Annotated in this window: 18 protein-coding genes; 13 read left to right on the top strand and 5 right to left on the bottom strand. The window is 74.1% G+C overall.

Going from position 1 to position 18,804, the window contains the following annotated elements:
* Positions 1-146: 146 nt before the first annotated feature.
* Positions 147-749 (bottom strand): O-methyltransferase, encoded by a 603-nt coding sequence (locus ASG49_RS11410; protein ID WP_304437957.1) that lies wholly within the window; start codon positions 747-749, stop codon positions 147-149.
* 165 nt (positions 750-914) lie between these two features.
* Between ASG49_RS11410 and sigE the strand changes: the two genes are divergently transcribed.
* From sigE to ASG49_RS11390, 4 genes are read left to right on the top strand one after another with little or no spacing between them, the layout of a single operon-like run.
* Positions 915-1,589 (top strand): RNA polymerase sigma factor SigE, encoded by a 675-nt coding sequence (sigE, locus tag ASG49_RS11405; RefSeq protein ID WP_082534055.1) that lies wholly within the window; start codon positions 915-917, stop codon positions 1,587-1,589.
* Positions 1,589-2,140, top strand: coding sequence for a hypothetical protein (locus ASG49_RS11400; protein ID WP_056541854.1), 552 nt, complete (start codon positions 1,589-1,591; stop codon positions 2,138-2,140). The genes sigE and ASG49_RS11400 overlap by 1 nt, the downstream gene beginning before the upstream one ends.
* A gap of 5 nt (positions 2,141-2,145) precedes the next feature.
* Positions 2,146-3,609, top strand: a complete 1,464-nt coding sequence (locus tag ASG49_RS11395) for a S1C family serine protease (RefSeq protein WP_056541851.1) — start codon at positions 2,146-2,148, stop codon at positions 3,607-3,609.
* A 52-nt stretch (positions 3,610-3,661) separates the two neighbouring features.
* Complete coding sequence (locus ASG49_RS11390; RefSeq protein WP_056541846.1) at positions 3,662-3,919, top strand: hypothetical protein; 258 nt, start codon at positions 3,662-3,664, stop codon at positions 3,917-3,919.
* A gap of 241 nt (positions 3,920-4,160) precedes the next feature.
* Here ASG49_RS11390 and ASG49_RS11385 read toward each other — a convergent pair whose 3' ends face one another.
* Genes ASG49_RS11385 through ASG49_RS11370 form a run of 4 tightly spaced genes read right to left on the bottom strand, consistent with a single transcriptional unit; the run spans position 4,161 to position 7,539 of the window.
* A complete protein-coding gene (locus ASG49_RS11385; protein ID WP_056541844.1) occupies positions 4,161-4,508 on the bottom strand; it encodes a sec-independent translocase in 348 nt (115 codons plus the stop codon).
* A 7-nt stretch (positions 4,509-4,515) separates the two neighbouring features.
* The gene (locus ASG49_RS11380) at positions 4,516-5,679 is read right to left on the bottom strand and encodes an Mrp/NBP35 family ATP-binding protein (RefSeq protein ID WP_056541841.1); all 1,164 of its coding nucleotides are present in this window, start codon (positions 5,677-5,679) and stop codon (positions 4,516-4,518) included.
* A gap of 19 nt (positions 5,680-5,698) precedes the next feature.
* Positions 5,699-6,286, bottom strand: coding sequence for a DUF1003 domain-containing protein (locus ASG49_RS11375; protein WP_082534054.1), 588 nt, complete (start codon positions 6,284-6,286; stop codon positions 5,699-5,701).
* A gap of 5 nt (positions 6,287-6,291) precedes the next feature.
* On the bottom strand, positions 6,292-7,539 hold the full coding sequence (locus tag ASG49_RS11370) for a magnesium transporter MgtE N-terminal domain-containing protein (RefSeq protein ID WP_056541838.1): 1,248 nt from the start codon (positions 7,537-7,539) through the stop codon (positions 6,292-6,294).
* A gap of 82 nt (positions 7,540-7,621) precedes the next feature.
* Between ASG49_RS11370 and ASG49_RS11365 the strand changes: the two genes are divergently transcribed.
* The 9 genes from ASG49_RS11365 (at position 7,622) to ASG49_RS11325 (ending at position 18,750) form a co-directional block, all read left to right on the top strand.
* A complete protein-coding gene (locus tag ASG49_RS11365; protein ID WP_056541836.1) occupies positions 7,622-8,317 on the top strand; it encodes an NTP transferase domain-containing protein in 696 nt (231 codons plus the stop codon).
* Between the two features lie 213 nt (positions 8,318-8,530).
* Positions 8,531-8,977 (top strand): hypothetical protein, encoded by a 447-nt coding sequence (locus ASG49_RS11360; RefSeq protein WP_056541833.1) that lies wholly within the window; start codon positions 8,531-8,533, stop codon positions 8,975-8,977.
* A gap of 55 nt (positions 8,978-9,032) precedes the next feature.
* On the top strand, positions 9,033-10,448 hold the full coding sequence (locus ASG49_RS11355; protein ID WP_056541830.1) for a hypothetical protein: 1,416 nt from the start codon (positions 9,033-9,035) through the stop codon (positions 10,446-10,448).
* 199 nt (positions 10,449-10,647) lie between these two features.
* Complete coding sequence (locus ASG49_RS11350; RefSeq protein ID WP_056541827.1) at positions 10,648-13,533, top strand: cutinase family protein; 2,886 nt, start codon at positions 10,648-10,650, stop codon at positions 13,531-13,533.
* Entirely contained in the window at positions 13,530-15,164 is a 1,635-nt protein-coding gene (locus tag ASG49_RS11345; RefSeq protein WP_156384302.1) for a hypothetical protein, read from the top strand. Before ASG49_RS11350 ends, ASG49_RS11345 begins: the two co-directional genes overlap by 4 nt.
* A complete protein-coding gene (locus ASG49_RS11340) occupies positions 15,161-16,462 on the top strand; it encodes a DUF6752 domain-containing protein (protein WP_056541821.1) in 1,302 nt (433 codons plus the stop codon). The genes ASG49_RS11345 and ASG49_RS11340 overlap by 4 nt, the downstream gene beginning before the upstream one ends.
* Positions 16,459-16,683 carry a hypothetical protein gene (locus tag ASG49_RS11335; protein WP_056541818.1) on the top strand — a complete coding sequence of 75 codons (225 nt, stop codon included), beginning with the start codon at positions 16,459-16,461 and terminating at the stop codon, positions 16,681-16,683. Before ASG49_RS11340 ends, ASG49_RS11335 begins: the two co-directional genes overlap by 4 nt.
* On the top strand, positions 16,684-17,808 hold the full coding sequence (locus ASG49_RS11330) for a hypothetical protein (RefSeq protein WP_056541816.1): 1,125 nt from the start codon (positions 16,684-16,686) through the stop codon (positions 17,806-17,808).
* Positions 17,809-18,750: a glycosyltransferase family 2 protein gene (locus tag ASG49_RS11325; protein WP_056541813.1), complete on the top strand. Its 942-nt coding sequence runs from the start codon at positions 17,809-17,811 to the stop codon at positions 18,748-18,750.
* Positions 18,751-18,804: the final 54 nt, after the last annotated feature.

Raw genomic sequence — 18,804 nt, 5'->3', positions numbered from 1 at the left:
ACTGCCCGAGCAACCGGGAGGAAACGGACGCAGACGAGCAGTTTTACCCACTCGGATGCCCGGTCTGTCCGATGCCGTACGCCGCAGAGCGGCGCGGCCGCGCCAGGCCCCTGCTGCCGCGGGGCAGAGCGGAGAGCCGACCGGGGTCAGACCTCCGGCGTCCAGACCTTCTTGGCCACCAGCAGGCCGTCACCGACGGGCAGCAGGGCCGGCACCAGGGCGTCGTGCTCGAGCACCGTGCGGCCGAGCTCGCGGACCGCGACCGTCTCGGGGTCGCGCTGGGAGGGGTCGGCGACCCGGTCGTGCCACAGCGCGTTGTCGAAGGCCACCACGCCGCCGGGGCGGAGCAGGCGGACCGCCTCGGTGAGGTAGTCGGCGTACTCCTGCTTGTCGCCGTCGCAGAAGACCAGGTCGTAGTGGCCGTCGGTGAGGCGGGGGAGGACGTCGAGGGCTGCGCCAGGGATCAGGCGGACGCGCTGGGAGGCGATGCCGGCCTCGGAGAAGCCCTGCTTGGCCAGCCGCTGGTGCTCGGCCTCGGTGTCGACGGTGGTCAGCACGCCGTCCGGGCGCATGCCGCGCAGCAGCCACAGGCCCGAGACGCCGGTGCCGGTGCCGATCTCCACGACCGAGCGGGCCTCGAGCAGCGAGGCCAGCAGGCCGAGCGCAGCGCCGACGCCCTGGCCGATCGCGGTGACGCCAACCTCCTCGGCGCGGGCGCGGGCCCCGGCGACGACCTCGTCCTCGGGCACGAACTCCTCGGCGTAGGTCCAGCTCGCGGACTTGGGTGCGGTGACGATGACGGACTCCTGACGATGGGGCTGACTTCCGGGGCGACCCTACCGCTCGCGACACCTGAGGGCGTCTTCCCGGGTTGTGCTCAGGTGGGTCTCAGCAACCCTGCCTAGCGTGGACGCATGACCTTCCCCGGCCCCACCTCCCCGTCGACCCCCGCCTCCGTCGCGGGCGGCGCGAGCGCCCCCGCCGGCCTGCTCGTCGGTGACGCGGGCGCCCAGGACGGTCCGCTCGACTCCTCCAGCTGGGAGCAGATCGTCACCGAGCACTCGGCCCGCGTCTATCGCCTGGCCTACCGGCTGACCGGCAACGCCCACGACGCCGAGGACCTCACCCAGGAGGTCTTCGTGCGCGTCTTCCGGTCGCTGCACACCTACACGCCCGGCACGATGGCCGGCTGGCTGCACCGCATCACCACCAACCTGTTCCTCGACCAGGCCCGCCGCAAGCAGCGGATCCGCTTCGACGCGCTGACCGACGAGGCCGCCCACCGGCTGCCCAGCGCGCTGCCGACCCCCGACGTCGCGCAGGCCGAGCGGCTCTTCGACGCCGACGTCGAGCAGGCGCTGGCCTCGCTGAGCCCGGAGTTCCGCGCCGCGGTGGTGCTCTGCGACGTCGAGGGGCTGACGTACGACGAGATCGCCGACGTCCTCGGCCTCAAGCTCGGCACCGTCCGCTCGCGCATCCACCGTGGCCGGGCCCAGCTGCGCAAGGCGCTGGCCCACCGCGCCCCCGGTCCCGGCCGCACCCGCCTCTCCGGTCCGCGGCCGCAGCTCGCGACCGGTGGGGCCCGCTGATGCTGTCGCTGAGCGGCCACCTGGGCTCCAAGGCCGCGGCGCTCGTCGACGGCCAGCTCCCGGCGTCGGTGGAGGAGCGGGCCTGGGCCCACGTCCACACCTGTCCCGGCTGCCGCCAGCTCGTCGAGCACGAGGCCTGGACCAAGCAGCGGCTCGGCAGCCTCGCGACCGGGCACGACGACCGACCCGTCCCGTCGTACCCGGGCGTCGACAGCGCGTCGGGCGACCCGCTCGCTCCGCCGCCCTCGCTGCTGGAGTCGCTGCAGTCCGTCGACGACTGGGCGGCCACCCCCGTCGCCCCGGGCCAGGGGAGCAGCCGTCGGGTCGGCCTCGTGGCGGTCGGCGGCGGTGCCATCGCGGCCTCGGTCCTCGGCCTGGTGGCCGTGACCGGGGGAGTGGTGGTGCGTGGCGACGTACCCGTCCGGCCCTCCCCGGCCAGCATCCGTGGCGAGCAGCCGCAGCGCGGTGCGGGCGTCGGGTCCGGCACGGTCGGGACGCCGCTGGGCGCGGAGACGAACACCTCCGCCGTCTGGGCGCGTAGGTCAAGATAGGGGGCGTGAGCCCCGAGCAGCCCGACCCGCAGCCGAGCCCGCCGCCCCCGGGGCGGCAGCCGCAGGGCGCGGAGCCGGTCGTCTCGCAGCCGCGGCCGTGGCTCGCGGAGCAGCCGCAGGGCCTGGGTCAACCGCGTCCGGGCCAGCCGTCGTTCGCCTCCCCTCCGGGCCGGGTCCCGCCCGGCGTCGCGGCCACCCCGCCCGGGCCGCGCGGACCGTGGGGCCCGCCGCCGCCGTCGTACGCCGAGCACACCCGGCCGCTCCCCGGTCTGCCCCTCCCATCCGCCGACGGCCGGTCCGACGGCCGGTCCGACGACCGGTCCGACGACCGGGGCTTCCTCGGCGGGGCGCTCGCCGAGCCGGAGCCCGACGGGGCCACCCCGGCCCGCGCCGGGCTGCCGCGGTGGGTCTGGCCGGCCGTCGCCGGCCTCGCGCTGGTGCTCGGGCTCACCGGCGGTGCGCTCGCGGCCGGGCTGATGGCCCAGGACGGCCCGCAGGCCACGATCAGCGTCGAGCGTCGTACGGCGCAACCGCTGCCCGCCGACAACTCCAGCATCGCCTCGGTCGCCGAGGAGGTGCTGCCGAGCACCGTCCAGATCCTCGCCGGCTCCGCCGGGGCCGGGTCGGGCGGCGCGACCGGCTCGGGCTTCGTCTACGACGACGAGGGTCACGTCATCACCAACAACCACGTGGTTGCCGAGGCCGCCGAGGCCGGCCAGGACATCCGCATCGTCGACCAGGACGGCAACCGCTCGGCGGCCAGGGTCGTGGGCCGCAGCACCGTCTACGACCTCGCCGTGCTCGAGGCCGAGGGGGCGCGCTCGATGCAGCCCGCGGCGGTCGGGTCCGCCGAGCAGATGCGGGTGGGGGAGACGGTGGTCGCGATCGGCTCGCCGCTCGGGCTGTCCTCGACGGTGACGAGCGGGATCATCAGCGCCGTCAACCGGCCGGTGACCACGGGCGAGAGCCGGAGCGACAACTCCTACATCAACGCCGTCCAGACCGACGCGGCCATCAACCCCGGCAACTCCGGCGGGCCGCTGGTCAACCTCCAGGGGCAGGTCGTCGGGGTCAACTCCGCGATCGCCTCGCTCGGCTCGGTGTCCGGCGACCAGGGCGGCAACATCGGCGTCGGGTTCGCCATCCCGATCGAGCAGGTCGAGGTGACCGCGGCCCAGATCCTGCAGAGCGGCAAGGCGCAGTACCCCGTCATCGGCGCCAACGTGCGCGGCCTGCCCAGCCTCGACGGCGCCCGCGTGGAGGAGATCGACCGCGGCTCCCCGGCCGCCGACGCCGACCTCGAGGTCGGCGACGTGATCCGCCGCGTCGACGACGCCCTGGTCACCAGCTCCATCGACCTGGTGGTGGCGATCCGCTCGCACGTGCCGGGCGAGGAGGTCACCCTGTCGGTGACCCGGTCGGGCCGGGACTTCTCGGTGCCGGTGACCCTCGACGCCAAGACCGAGTAGCCGGCTGCGCCGTTCTCCTCTCAAACCGGACTTAACGTCGCATACTGGTGCGGTGACCACCGTCCCCCAGTCGCCCGTCCCCGTGCGCTACGGGCTCGCCAGCCGTGACCGCGAGCGTCACTGGACCGTCATCGTCGACGCCGTGCTCCTCGGCGCCGTCGTCGGCTGGTTCGTGCTCCTCGCCGTCGGCGGCCTCCACGCGACCGTCACCGTCGTCGCCGGCGTCGTGCTCACCGCCATGGTGGTGCACCGGGTGCTGATCCTGCTCGAGCGCCAGCGCTCCGCTCGGGCGTCGCGCGGCGGCGTGTAGATCGGGGTCGTGGGCGCTCGTCCGTGGCTGGTCCGGCCCCGGAAGCGTCACCATCCTGTCCGGGCTGCTGGGTGAGGCGACCGACGTGCGCGGCGGCTGGCCCGGCGTACGTCGGACCGCCTGGCGAGCACCCACCGCGGGGTCGTGGAGGGTCCACGCCCGGCGCAGGCCGTGACGGGCGTCCATGACCCCGATCGACGAGGCGGCCCGGACGACGACGGCGGCGGCCCCTACGCGTCTCTCAGGTCGCCTCGCCGTCGAAGGGGGGACGTTCGCCGGGGCCGAGGAGCTCGACGGCGGGCTCGAGGGGCGGGCGGCTCTGGGCCGGGGTCCGGTCGTCGTCGTCCTCCATGGCCTCGAGGATGTGGCGGCGGATGGCGACGCGGGGGTCGAGGTCGGTGAGCTTGAGGTCGGCGTACTCCGGCCCGAGCTCGTCGCGCAGCTGCGTCTGGGCGTTGTTGGCGAGGTTGCGGACCTGGCGTACGAAACGACCGGCCTGACGGGCCAGCTCGGGCAGCCGGTCGGGGCCGAAGACGATGACCGCGACGAGCGCGATGACTGCGAACTCCGGCAGCCCGACCCCGAACACCGGAGGCTCAGCCCTTCGCGGTGGGGCTCAGGCCCAGCTGCATGCCGGCCAGTCCGCGGCCGCGGGCGGTGAGCGTGCGGGCGACCTCGCGCAGCACCAGCGCGCCCGGCGCGGTGGGGTCGGACTCGACGATCGGCTTGCCGACGTCGCCGCCCTCGCGCAGGCTCGTGTCGAGCGGGATGCGACCCAGCAGCGGGACGTCGTAGCCGAACCGCTGGCCCAGGGTGGTGGCCGTGCGCTGGCCGCCGCCGGTGCCGAAGACGTCGATGCGGTGGTCCTTGCCCTCGGGGGTGCAGTGGGGGCACGGGAGCCAGGACATGTTCTCCAGGACGCCGATGACGCGCTGGTGCATCATCGAGGCCATCGTGCCGGCGCGCTCGGCGACCTCGGTCGCGGCGTCCTGCGGGGTGGTCACGACGACCACCTCGGCGCTCGGGAGGTGCTGGCCCAGCGAGATCGCGACGTCGCCGGTGCCGGGCGGGAGGTCGAGCAGCAGCACGTCGAGGCTGCCCCAGTAGACGTCGGCGAGCATCTGCACCAGCGCCCGGTCGAGCATCGGGCCACGCCAGGCGACGACCTGGTCGCGGCGCGGCTTGAGCATGCCGATGCTGATCACCGAGACGCCGCTGGCGGTCGGGACCGGCATGATCAGGTCCTCGACCTGGGTCGGCCGGACGTCGGCGACGCCGAGCATCGCCGGGATCGAGTGGCCGTAGATGTCGGCGTCGACGATGCCGACCTTGAGGCCCTGGGCCGCCATCGACACGGCGAGGTTGACCGTGACCGAGGACTTGCCGACCCCGCCCTTGCCCGACGCGATCGCGATCACGCGGGTGAGCGAGCCGGGCTGGGCGAAGGGGATCTCGCGCTGGGCCTGGCCGCCGCGCAGCTGGTCCTGCAGCGTCGATCGCTGCTCGGCGGTCATCACGCCGAGCTTGACGTCGACCCCGGTCACGCCCTCGATGGGGCTGACCTCGGAGGTCACGTCGCGGGTGATGGTGTCCTTGAGGGGGCAGCCGGAGACGGTGAGCAGCACGGTGACCGTCACCAGGCCGGTGTCGTCGACGGTGACGTCGTCGAGCATGCCGAGCTCGGTGATCGGTCGCTTGATCTCGGGGTCGTGGACCCGCGCGAGGGCAGCCCTGATCCGGTCGATGTCAGGGGAGGTCATGGCTCCAGCGTACGTGGGGTCACGACGTCCGCCCCGGGGTGTCCGGGTCGTCCTCGTCGTCGTCGCCGGTCAGCTCCTCGACCAGGTTGCGCAGCTCCGAGCGCATGAAGTCGCGGGTGGCGACCTCGCCGACCGACATCCGCAGCGAGGCCACCTCGCGGGCGAGGTACTCCATGTCGGCGTGGGCCCGGGCGTTGGCCTGCCGGTCCTGCTCGTTGACCACCCGGTCGCGCACCTCCTGGCGGTTCTGCGCGAGCAGGATCAGCGGCGCGGCGTACGACGCCTGGAGGCTGAGCATCAGGGTGAGGAAGATGAACGGGTAGTCGTCGAAGCGCAGCGACTCGGGCGCCAGCACGTTCCACAGCACCCAGAAGATGACGAACATCGTCATGTAGATGAGGAACCGCGCGGTGCCCATAAACCGGGCGAACTGCTCCGCGAAGATGCCGAACGCGTCCTGGCGCACCTGGGGGCGGCGCACGAACGAGCGGCGGCGTACGTCGGTGGGCTGGTCCAGCCGCACGACGCGTGACTCGGGGCGGCGGTCGCCGGCCCGGTCGTGCCGGTCGTGCCGGTCGGAGCGGTCGCGGCGGTCCTTCTCGCCCATGCCGCTCACCTCCGCCCGATCTTGCGGTCGCGCCAGCCCTCGGGCAGCAGGTGGTCGAGGAGGTCGTCGACCGCGACGGTGCCGAGCAGCCGGCCCTCCTCGTCGACCACCGGCGCGGCGACGAGGTTGTAGGTGGCCAGGAAGGTCGCGACGTCCTCGAGGCTGGCCTGCGGCCGCAGGTAGTCGATGCCGGTGTCGAGCGCGCCGGCGACCAGCGAGGACGGCGGCTCGCGCAGCAGCCGCTGGATGTGGGCGACCCCGAGCAGCTTGCCGGTGGGGGTCTCCAGCGGCTGGCGGCAGACGTAGACCAGCGCGGCGAGCGAGGGGGTGAGCTCGACGGCACGGACGCGGGCCAGTGCCTCGGCGACGGTGGCGTCCGGGGGCAGGATGACCGGCTCGGGCGTCATCATGCCGCCGGCGGTCTCCTCGCCGTAGGACATCAGCCGCCGCACCGACGCGGCCTCCTCGGTCTCCATCAGCTCGAGCAGCTGGGCCGCGGTCTCGGGCGGCAGGTCGGCGATGAGGTCGGCGGCGTCGTCGGCCGACATCTCCTCGAGGATGTCCGCGGCGCGCTCGGAGTCGAGGTGCTCCAGGATCTCGACCTGGTCCTCCTCGGGCAGCTCCTCGAGCACGTGGGCCAGCCGCTCGTCGTCGAGCGCGGCCACCACCTGCGTACGCCGCTCCGGCGTGAGGTCGTGGATCACGCTGGCCGCGTCGGCCGGCCGCAGGTCCGCGAGCGAGGCGGCCAGGTGCTCGGCGCCCTGCCGCGGCTGCCGCTCGTGCAGCCCCTCCACGTCGTCCCACTCCACGACGTGGGTCTGCGAGCGGCGTCGGAAGCCCTTGGCGCCCTCGGTGACGGCCACCCGGGACAGCACCCAGTCGCGGGTGCGGGCCTGCTCCATCGCGACGTCGAAGACGGTGCCCTCGGTGCCGGTGCTGCGGATCCGCACGTGGCGGTCCAGCATCTGCGCGATCACCAGCGTCTCCGTCGTACGCCGCTCGAAGCGACGCATGTTGAGCAGCCCGGTCGTGATCACCTGGCCGGGGTCCATCGCGGTGACGCGGGTCATCGGCGCGAAGATCTGGCGGCGGCCGAAGACCTCGACGACGAGTCCCACCACGCGGGGCTGGCGGACGTCGGAGCGCAGCACCACCACCACGTCGCGGACCTTGCCGACCTGGTCGCCCGAGGGGTCGAACACCGGCAGCCCCGCGAGCCGGGCGGCGAAGACGCGGGTGGGTGTGGTGCTCACGTCGGATGAGACTACCCACGACTAGGCTCGCCGGGATCCGGACGGCGGACCACCCCGCGTCCGCCGCAGACAGGAGCCCACCGTGACCACTCAGGTCGTCATCCTCGCCGCCGGCATGGGCACCCGCCTGGGCCGGCCCCACCCCAAGCCGCTGACCCCGCTCAGCTCGGGCGAGACGATCATGCGGCGCGCGGTGGACGCGCTGCGCGGCGGGCTCGGCGAGGACGTCCACGTCACCGCGGTGGTCGGCTTCAAGCTCGACCTGGTGATCGAGGCGATGCCCGACATCGGCTTCGTCTACAACGAGGTCTACGACTCCACCAACACCTCCAAGAGCCTCCACAAGGCGCTGCGCCTCTCCCAGCCCGGCGGGGTGCTGTGGCTCAACGGCGACGTCGTCTTCGACCCGCGGGTGCTGACGCTGCTGCAGGAGCACATCGCCACCGGGCGCAGCTTCGTGTGCGTCAACACCGAGTCGGTCGCCGAGGAGGAGGTCAAGTACACCCTCGACGACGACGGCTACATCCGCGAGCTGTCCAAGCAGGTCGTGGACGGTCTCGGCGAGGCGGTCGGCATCAACTACGTCGCGGCCGAGGACAAGGCCACGCTCGTGCGCCGCCTCGCGGAGGTCGGTGACCAGGACTACTTCGAGCGAGGCATCGAGGTGGCGATCCAGGAGGACGGCCTGCGGGTCGAGGCCCTCGACATCTCGGAGTTCCCCATCGTCGAGGTCGACTTCGACGAGGACCTGACGCGCGCCAACGCCTTCGTCGGCTAGGGCTCGGACGGGGCCGACGGCGGCTGGTCCAGACGGGTTCCCGTCAACGCGCGGGTGAGTCCCCGCCCCGGTGGAGCAACGCGGTACGATCCGCCCGTCTTCGGGGACACGGGTCGGTCACCGACCCCCGTCGACATCGACCAGGTCGCAGCTCGGTGCCGGCCTCGACAGCGTCCGGGGGAGCTGGCAGTGGTGGGGAGGCGACGCATCGTCATGACGCTGGGAGCCGTCGCGCTGTGCGCGGGCTGCGGCTCCGCGCCCGCCGGCACGGACGCCGGCTCCGAGCCGTCCTCCGCCTCCGCGTCGGCCTCCGCGACGACCTCCGCGACGACCGCCGGCGAGCCGACCGCGTCCGCGGAGCCCTACGTGCCCGGCTCGCCCGACAACGAGGTCCGGCCCGCGACCCGGGCCGAGCGGGCCGCCTGGCCGGCCTGCGGCGAGGTGTGGCGCGGTGACGGCTCGATCCCGGGCCGCTACCGGGGCTGCGTCGACGGCGACCGGGCCGTGGTCGCCGACCGCATCCCCTGCTCCTTCGGCGGGTCCATGACGACCTACGCCGACCGCTACTACGGCGTGCTCGGCAACGTCGTCAACGACGCCGGGGAGTCCCTCTCCACGAGCCGCCGCTACGCCCGGGCCCACGCCCTCTGCACGGGCTGACCCCCACCCGCTTCGCACCACCCCACGACAGGATCGGACCACGATGAGAACGACCATGCGACACACCGCCCTGTGGCTGGCTGCCGTGGCGGTGGCCGCGACCGGCTCGCTGTCGGTCACCGCGGCCCAGGCCGCGGCGCCGCCGGCCACGACCGTCGCGGCCGGGATCGTCGTCCCGGGCTACAGCCCGACGGCGCCCTACACCCCCCGGACAGGCGTCATCATCAACGACCCGCAGATCCGTGATCGGCAGCGGGTGATCATGAACCACATCGTCAACCTCTACGACAGCGCACCGCCCAACAGCAGGATCCGGATGTCGGACTGGAACATCGCCTACAGCCCGTTCGTCAGCACGGCGATCGCGGCCCACCGACGCGGCGTCAGCGTCCAGATCATGATGTCGGCAGGGGTCGCGGCCCGTCAGGACCCACGCACCGGCGACTACGCCACGTTGAAGCGGGGCCTCGAGCAGGACGGACGCAACGCGTCGAGGCCGGCGGCCCTGCGCAGCTTCATCCGCACGTGCGTCGACGCGTGCCGTGGTGCCGGCGGCATCAACCACGCCAAGTTCCTCACCGTGAGCCAGACGGGCGGGACCGTCGCGAGCCCCACGCCCGCGCCTCCGGTCCCCGCGCCGACCGGGACCCCGACCCCGGCCCCGGCGCCCACGCCTGTGCCCACGTCGCCGACTGCCCGCAACATCGTCATGATCAGCTCGGCCAACGTCACCAAGGTCGCGATGTTCAACCAGTGGAACGACGCGTTCACGCTCGTCGGTGACGCCAAGGTGTACGGCTTCTACGAGCGCACGTTCGGGGAGATGGTCGCAGGCACCCGCGGCAACTACTCCACCTCGACCTCGGCGAACTTCCCCTGGTTGCTGGCCGCGTGGTTCAACCCGTTCCGCGACCGGCCCGACCCGATCATGGTGATGCTCAACAAGGTGCGGTGCACCGGCGCGGTCGGGGCCGGCTCGCGGGGCCGCACGGTGGTCCGACTGGCGCACACCGTCCTCACGGGCGATCGAGGCATGACCGTCGCGAAGAAGGTCAAGTCGCTCAACCGGGCCGGCTGCATCACCAAGGTCGTCTTCACCCTGATGGACCGCAAGATCCGCAACATGCTCTACTCCACGACCGGCACGCGGGTCCCGATCCGGCAGCTCGTGCGCGACCGTGACCGCGACGGCTTCTACGACCTGTACCTCCACACCAAGACGCTGACCATCAGCGGCAACTGGGGAGGCGACCGCGGTGCTCACGTCGTGCGCACCGGGTCCGAGAACATCTCGGCCAAGTCGGCGGTCAGCGACGAGACCGGCTTCGACGTCAAGCACGTCGGCTACGAGACCCTCTACAGCCGGTGGATCGACTCCGTCTTCGCCAAGGGCACCACTAGCTACACCCCGCGGGCGCCTTCCGACGCCCGCGTCGGTGCCGACCCGTGGCGCGACGTCCAGCTCGACTGACCGTCCTGCGGCCGCCCGCCGCACAGGACAGCGGTCCGCGTCAGCGCCCCGGGGCACAACGCCCCGGGGCGCTGGTGGTGCGTCTGTGGGAGGAAATCGGCGGATAGTGCTGCGCACCTCCCGCCTTGTCTGTTCACATAAGACCCACATGCCCCGTGGGTCCCCCGCCGCGGGGGTCGCGCGACCTCTCGGAGCCCCCATGACCGTCCGTCCCCTCTCGACCGCGATGACGCTCCTGCTGGGGCTGGTCCTCGCCGTGGGGACGCTCCAGGCGACGCCCTCGACGGGATCCGTCGGCGGGAGGGCCCTGACGCCGGTGGCCAGCGCCTGCGCGGACGTCGCGTTCGTGGCCGCCGGGGGCGACGGCCAGGCCTCGGCCACGTCGGCGGGGCCGGCGCTGCAGCGGCTGCTGGCGGTGACGCGCGCCGCCGCGCCCGACCGCACCTTCACGTCCGTCTCGGTGCCGTGGTCCACGACCCGGGCCACGACGCTGCGGGGGCGCGGCGGTCTCGCGACCCCCGCCTCGCGCGCCGTCACGACGACGTCGGTCGCCCGGTGGGCCGGTGACGTGCGGGGGTACGCCGCGCGGCTCGGCAGCCGCCTGGCCCAGCTGGCCGCCGACTGCCCGCGCCAGAGCCTGGTGCTGGCCGGCCACGCCCAGGGGGCGCTGGCTCTCCACCGGGTGCTGACGACCCTGCCGACGGGCCCGGCCGCAGTGCAGCAGCGGGTGGTCGGCGCGGCGCTGGTCTCCGACGGCTACCGACTGCGGGGATCGGCGCACCTGGGCGCTCCGGCGGTACGCCGCGCCTCCTCCGGCGTGCTCGGCGGGCGCGGAGCGCCGGTGTCCGTGCCGGTCGCCGCCAGCCGCTACCCGGTCGTGTCGGTCTGCACCTCGGGCGACCTGGTCTGCGACCTCGGCACCACGCGGGTCCGACGCGCACTCGCGGCCCACGCGAGCTACGGCACGTCCGGCGCGACGTCCCTCCTCGGCACGGCCGCCGGTCGACTGGCCCGCGGTGTGGCCCGGACCGTCCTCGCGGCCCCCCTGCCGGACGTCAGGGCGATCGTCGGCGTGCCCGTCCGGCAGACCGTGCCGCTGCGCGTCCTCGCCGAGGACCGCGACGACGTCGTGCTCTCCGCCACCGGCACGCCCCCCGGTACGACGCTGGACCGCAACGGGCTCCTGAGCGGCGCACCCACGACCGCGGGCACCTGGACGGTCGAGTGGACCGCCACCAACGCGGCCGCCCCGTGGACCCTCCCGGCCACGGGCCGCTTCCGGGTCGTGGTCACCGAGCCGCGGACCAGACCCGACGCCCGGGTCTCGGCCGGCGGCCAGCACAGCTGCGCCCTCGACGCACCCGGCCGGCTGCGGTGCTGGGGCGCCAACGACCGCGGCCAGCTCGGGACCGGCTCGACCGGTGCGGCCCAGTCGTCCCCGGTCGCCGTCGCCGGGGACACGACCTGGTCCCAGGTCTCCGCCGGTGGCTCCTCGACGTGCGCGATCCGCACCGACCGGTCGCTGTGGTGCTGGGGCCTCAACCACGAGGGCCAGCTCGGCGACGGCACCCGCACCGACCGCGCAGCCCCGGTGCGCGTCACGACGACCAACGACTGGGCCTCGGTCAGTGCCGACTGGTGGACCACCTGCGCCACCCGGACCGACGGCCGCGCCTACTGCTGGGGCCAGAACACCGCGGGTCAGGTCGGTGACGGCTCCACGACCACGCGGCTGCGGCCGACGGCGGTGCTCGGCACCGGGTGGCGGTCGGTCGAGACGGCCGGCTGGCACAGCTGCGGCGTCCGGGTCGACGGGACCGCCGCGTGCTGGGGCCGGAACAACTTCGGCGAGCTCGGGACCGGCGGCAAGGTCAACACCGCCCGCCCCACCGCCGTCCCCGGGACCGGGTGGCGCGAGCTGGCCCTGTCGTGGGGGAGCACCTGCGGCACCCGGACGAGCGGTGCCGTGCAGTGCTGGGGACGCAACGACCAGGGCCAGGTCGGCGACGGCACCACCACCCACCGCGTGAACCCGCAGACGGTCGTCCTGCCGCCGGCCCGCACGGTCGTGGTGGGGGACACCCACGCCTGCGCCCTCGACACCGACGGTGGCACGTGGTGCTGGGGCAGCGGCGACCACGGCAACCTCGGGGTCGGCACGACCGCCCGTTCGACGCGACCGGTGCGGGTGACCGCGTCGGCCTCGGTCGCCCTCGACGCCGGGTGGGCCCACACCTGCAGCCAGACCGACGCCGGGACGACGCGGTGCTGGGGCGACAACGCCGCGGCGCAGCTCGGCGACGGCACCACCGACGACTCGGCCGGCCGGGGGCTGCCGGCGGCGCGCGCCGCGAGCACGTTCACCATCGCGACCTTCAACCAGCTTGGCCACAACCACACCCTGCCGGGGGCCGCCGACGACGTCTTCGCGCCTGCCTGGATCCGGGCGCAGTGGTCGGTGCAGACCTGGCGTGACCGCGACCTGTCGGTCGTCGGCGGCCAGGAGGCCGACCTCGGTCAGATCCAGGCGCTGCAGCGGGCCGCTGGCGCGGAGTACGCCGCCTGGCCGGGCACCGAGCTCGGGCGGACCCGCACCCACACCTCGGTGTGGTGGCGCACCAGCGACTGGGAGGCCGTGGAGCGCACCACCTTCGAGATCCCGTTCATGACCTTCACCCGCACCATCCCCGTCGTCCGGCTGCGCAGCCGCGTCGACCCCGCCCGCACCATCTGGGTGATGAACGTCCACAACGCCCCGGGGACCGCGGGGCAGGGACAGCGCGACAGGGCGCTCAAGATCGAGGTGGCGAAGGTCCGCGAGCTCGTCGCCTCGGGCGACCCGGTCTTCCTGGTGGGTGACTTCAACGAGCAGACGGCCTACTGCAAGGTGGCGCCCGCGACGGGGCTGACCTCGCCGCGCGGCGGGAGCGTCAGTGGCACGACCTGCACCCCGCCGAGCGGTAACCTTCCGATCGACTGGATCTTCGGCCGCGGCACGTGGAGCGGCTACACCAAGACCCGCGACCCGCTCGTCGCCCGCATCACCGACCACCACCTGACGTCCTCGAGAGTGACCTTGCGTTGAACTCCTCCGCCTCCGCCCAGCCCGGCCGCCCCGGACTGACGGGGGCTCCGGAGGGCCCGGCGCCCGGGACGGCGTCGGACTTCCGCGTCGACGACCACGGGGTGCGCGCCCCGGTCGCCGAGGCCGGCACCTGGCAGGTGGCCTTCGACGGCCGGGTGGTGCTGTCGCTCGACCTGACACCCGACCCCGACGGCGAGCACGCCTCGGCCGCCTGGGTGGGGACCACCGTCTTCTACCTCGACGGCCGCTCGTCGGTGGAGCTGCGGCGCGACGACCGGGTGGTCGAGGTCGGCGAGGTGGCCTTCGGCGACGCCCGACCGGGCGACCGGGTGAGGTTCGTGGACGCACAGGGCGGGCCCGTGGTGATCGACAAGTGGGGCCTGGCCCAGCGGCCGTTCTCCACACGCAGCCCGGACGTCGCGGCGTTCCTGGCCGAGCGGGCGCTGGAGATGTGCCGCGTCGCCCGCGAGGACGCCGGCATCGAGCTGTGGATGGCCTTCGGCACGCTCCTGGGCGCGATGCGCGGGGGCAAGGTGATCGGGCACGACTCCGACATCGACCTCGCGTTCCTGGGGGAGGGCGAGACACCCGCGGAGCTGCACGGCGAGATGACCCGGCTGCGTCGGGCGCTCAGCACCGCCGGGATGATGACGGTCAACAAGACCGGCAGCTTCGTGACCGTGCTCTTCACGGCCCCCGACGGCAGTCTGGCCAGCATCGACGTCTACACCTGCTTCCACTACGGCGGGCTGCTCTACGAGACCGCCTCGGCGCGGGCGGCCGTGCCCCGCGAGGCGATCCTCCCGCTCGGCGAGGCCGAGTTCGAGGGCCTGCTGCTGCCGGCTCCCGCGGACCCCGCCCGGCTGCTGGAGGTGTCCTACGGACCGGGGTGGCGCCATCCCGACCCCGACTTCGTGCACCGGCCGGACCACGCCGTGCGCAGCCGCTTCGACGGGTGGTTCGGCAACGTGATGCGCCGGCGCCGCGACTGGGAGGCCTACTGGGACCACCACCAGCAGCCCGGTCGGCCGTCCGACTTCTCCGCCTGGGTGCGCTCCCGGGTGGCTCCGGGCGCGCTGGTGGTCGAGCTGGGCATCGGTCGCGGTGACGACGCCGTGGCGTACGCCGAGGCCGGGCTGTCGTGCTTCGGGATCGACTACGCCCGCAGCGGAGGACGCACGATCGCCCGTCGACGCGGCGACTTCGACCGTGACCGCCTGTCCTGGACCCACGGCAACCTCTACGACCTGCGCGACGCCGTCTCGCTGGCGGCCCAGGTCGCCCGGCGGTCCGCCGCGGCCGACCGCGTGCTGGTCGCGCGCGGCCTGCTCGAGTCGTTGCGGCCGCAGGAGCGCGACGGGTTCTGGGTGCTGGTGCGCATGCTCGGGCGCGGGTCCCGGGGCTGCTACCTCGAGATCGACGAGTCCGGGCACGCCGGGCCCGCCCGTGACGGCGTCTGGCGGTTCCCGGTCGACCGCGACGAGGTGCGACGACGCGCGGCAGCGGCCGGTGCCGAGGTGGTCGAGGAGGTGCTCGTCGGAGCGGCCGCGAGCGCGGTCGAGGGCGGGACCCGGTGGCGTATGCTCCTCGACTGGCCGGGCCAGTCGACGACCCAGGAGACGATCCCATGACCGAGCGGGTGTACCTCCACGTCGGAGGCCCCAAGTCCGGCACCACCTACCTGCAGTCGGTGCTCCGGCAGCAGCGCGACCGGCTGGCTGAGGCCGGTGTGCTGGTGGCCGGCGAGGCACAGGTCCAGCTCGTCCACGCGGCCATGGTGCTGCGTGACGACCGCCGGCTCGACGACCTGCCGCCGCGCGCCCGTGACGCCTGGAAGCGCCTGGTCGAGGAGATCCGGCAGTGGCAGGGCCCGACGGCGGTGGTCAGCTACGAGCTGCTGAGCAACCTCACCGCCGAGCAGGTCGCCCGCGCCGTGGACGACCTCTCCGGCCTCGAGGTGCACGTCGTGGTGACCGCACGCGACCTCGGTCGGGTGCTGTCCTCGGCGTGGCAGGAGCGCCTCAAGTTCGGGCTGCGCGACTCGCTGGAGGCCTGGCAGGTGCCCGACGAGTCCGTGGTGGCCTCGGAGTGGGGCTGGCGCACGCTCGACCCCGCCTCCGTGGCGGCTCGGTGGGGAAGCAGCGTGCCCGCGCACCGGCTCCACCTGGTGACGGTGCCGCGCGAGAAGGATGCCGGTGGCCTGTGGCACCGCTTCGCCGACGCCTGCGGACTCCCGCCCGAGCTGGCCGACGCGCACCCCGCCCGCGCCAACGAGTCGCTGGCCCCCGCCGCGGCCGAGGTGCTGCGACGGGTCAACCCCCACCTGGACGACTTCCTGCGCACCGGCCGCGAGCGTGCTGTGTGGTCGCGGGACCTGTTGGCCAACCAGGTGCTGGCCCGCCTCGGCCGCGAGCCGATCCGGGCCACCGACGTGCAGCTCGAGCAGGCCCGCTCGCGCCACGCGGGCGTCGTCGCGGCCGTGGAGCAGGCCGGCTACGTCGTGCACGGCGACCTGGCCGACCTGGCGCCGACGGCCGGCGCGGGCCGCTCGCCCGGTGACGTCACCGAGGGGGAGGTGCTCGACACCGCCCTGCGCACCATCGCCGCCCTCCTCGAGGAGCTCCGCGTGCGGGACGCGGCCCAGCGTCCGTCGTCGCCGCCCACCGGACCCCGACAGCCGGTGCGGAGCCCGCTCCGCCGGGCCGGGGCAGTGGCTGCCGGCCTGGCGTCGCGACCGCTGCTGGACCGCAACGCTCGGCTGCACGCCCGGATCGACGAGCTGGAGGCCCGCCTGGACGACCGGCGACGGCTCCAGCAGCGGTTGGCGGCCCTGACCGACCTCGTCGCCGAGCTGCTCCTCCCGACGGACGCGGCCGGCGAGGCCGAGATCGCCCGGTTGCTGGAGACCTACCGCCGGACCACGGTGTGAGCGCCGCCGACCGTGCCGTCGACCGCGCCCGGGCGGCGCGGCGCCGGTGGCGCCGGGCGACCGGGGCCGACTCCCTCGCCCACGCGGCGCGTCGCGTCGAGCTGGGCGGGGTCGCGGTGGACGAGGAGGTCCACCTGATGACCGTCCTCGACCGCGACCTGCTCTCGCTGGAGGAGACGGTGGCCGCCGTGGCGAGTCGCCGGCTGGGGCGGAGCTCCTAGATGGCGACGCGTCTCGTCCTCCACATCGGCTCGATGAAGTCCGGCACGAGCTACCTCCAGAACGTCCTGCTGCACAACCGCGCGCTCTTCCGGGAACAGGGCGTCGACTTCCCCGGCCGCCGGTGGCGCGACCAGGTGTCGTCGGTGATGGACCTCATCGAGCGCGGCGGCCCCCAGCAGCCCCCGCTGGACCCCGACGGCCCGTGGCGGCGGCTGGTGCGCGAGATCGACGCGTGGCCGGGCACGTCGGTGGTCTCGATGGAGTTCCTCGGACCGCGCGGACGACCCAAGATCGACGTGGTCCTCGAGAGCTTCCCCGAGACCGCCGTCGACGTCGTGCTCACCGCGCGCGACCTCACCCGGCAGCTCCCGGCGATGTGGCAGGAGGCGGTGCAGAACACCTCCAAGGTCACCTGGCCGGAGTACGTCGCCTCGGTCCGGCGCCCCGCGGACGGTCCTGGCCCGGGCCGCAACTTCTGGAAGCAGCAGGCCGTCGACCAGGTCGCGGAGCGCTGGCGCGACGCCGTCGGAGACGACCACTTCACCCTGGTCACGGTGCCGCCGCCGGGGTCGCCGCCGGGCCTGCTGTGGGAGCGCTTCGCCTCCGTCGTCGGCGTCGCCCCCGACCTCGCCGACCTCGACGTCCCCCGCACCAACCCTTCGATCGGCACGCCGTCGGCGATGGTGATGCGCGACCTCAACGAGCAGCTGGTCGGGGCCGAGCTGTCGCGCGAGGCCTACATGAGCGTGGTCAAGGGGTTGCTGGCCAAGCGTCACCTGGTCCGTCGGGACGAGCCCAAGCTGGGCGCCGACGACCGGTGGCTGCGACGCCGGGCCCGTGACCAGGTCGCGGCGCTGCGGGCGATGGGCCTGCGCGTGGTGGGCGACCTCGACGACCTGCTGCCCCACCGCGTCGAGGGCGTGCACACCCGCGACGTCTCCGCCGAGGACCGGCTCGCCGCCGCCGTGGACGGGCTGGCCTTCATGGTCCAGGAGGTGGTCCGCCGGCAGGAGGAGCACGCGCGGCTGCGCACCGAGCTGGCCCGGCTGCGGGCGCAGCTCCGGGCCGCCGAGGCCGTGCCCACGCCGGGTGCCGACGACACGACGACCGGGCAGGTGGGCTGAGTGCGCAGCCTGCGACGCGCGAGGAGCGCCGCGCCGGACGCCCCGGCCCTGCCCCAGCGCCGGGCCGAGCGCGCCGGCGCCGACCTGGCCGTGATCACGATGGTGCGCGACGAGGGCGCCATGCTGCGCCGCTGGGTCGAGCACTACGGCCGCGAGGTGGGTGTCGAGCACCTCGTGGTGCTCGACGACGGCTCGAGCGACGGCTCGACCGCCGACCTCCCGTGCCCGGTGATCCCGCTGCCGCCCCTCACCCGGCCCTTCGAGCGCTCCCGCATGGGCCTGCTCTCCGGTCTCGCCTCGGGCCTGCTCGAGGCCTACGACGCCGTGGTGTTCACCGACGCCGACGAGCTGCTGGTGGCCGACCCCGACCGCTGGTCCGACCTGGGTCACTTCGTCCACGAGCAGCCCGACGCCCTCGCGCTGGGCGCCCTCGGCCTCAACGTCGTGCACGCCCCCGGCGAGGAGCCGCTCGACCCGGCCCGCGGTGTCCTCGAGCAGCGCGCCCACGCCACCTTCGTGCCGTTGATGTGCAAGCCCGCGATGAAGTGGGTCGCAGCGGACTGGGCCGCCGCGTCGCACGGCCTGCGGGCGCCGTACGACGTGCACCCCGACCTCTACCTGTTCCACCTCAAGTTCGCCGACCGCGACCACCTCCGTGCGGTCGCCGACCACCGACGCGCCATGGTCGAGGCCGACGGTCGCGCCGCGGGGACGAGCTGGAGCAAGAACGCCGACGAGATGGTCGAGGTGCTCGACCGGGCCGCCGCATCGGTGCGGACCGACGCCCCGGTGTTCACCGCCCCCCGGGGGGCCGAGCTCGACGCCCTGGTCATCGAGGGCGACCGCCCCGGGGTGTGGCGCGCCCCCAAGGGCGGGCAGATCCAGGCGATGGTGCGGCAGCCGCCGCAGCGCGTGCCCGAGCGGTTCGTGGGGCGTGCCTGAGCTACGAGGGTGAGCAGGGCCGGCCCGTGAGGTGACCCGTGGGGTGACTTTGCT

The organism is Marmoricola sp. Leaf446, assembly GCF_001424755.1.
Taxonomy (GTDB): domain Bacteria; phylum Actinomycetota; class Actinomycetes; order Propionibacteriales; family Nocardioidaceae; genus Marmoricola.
The sequence above is the reverse complement of the archived record's forward strand: the minus strand, read 5'-3'. Positions and strand labels throughout refer to the sequence as shown.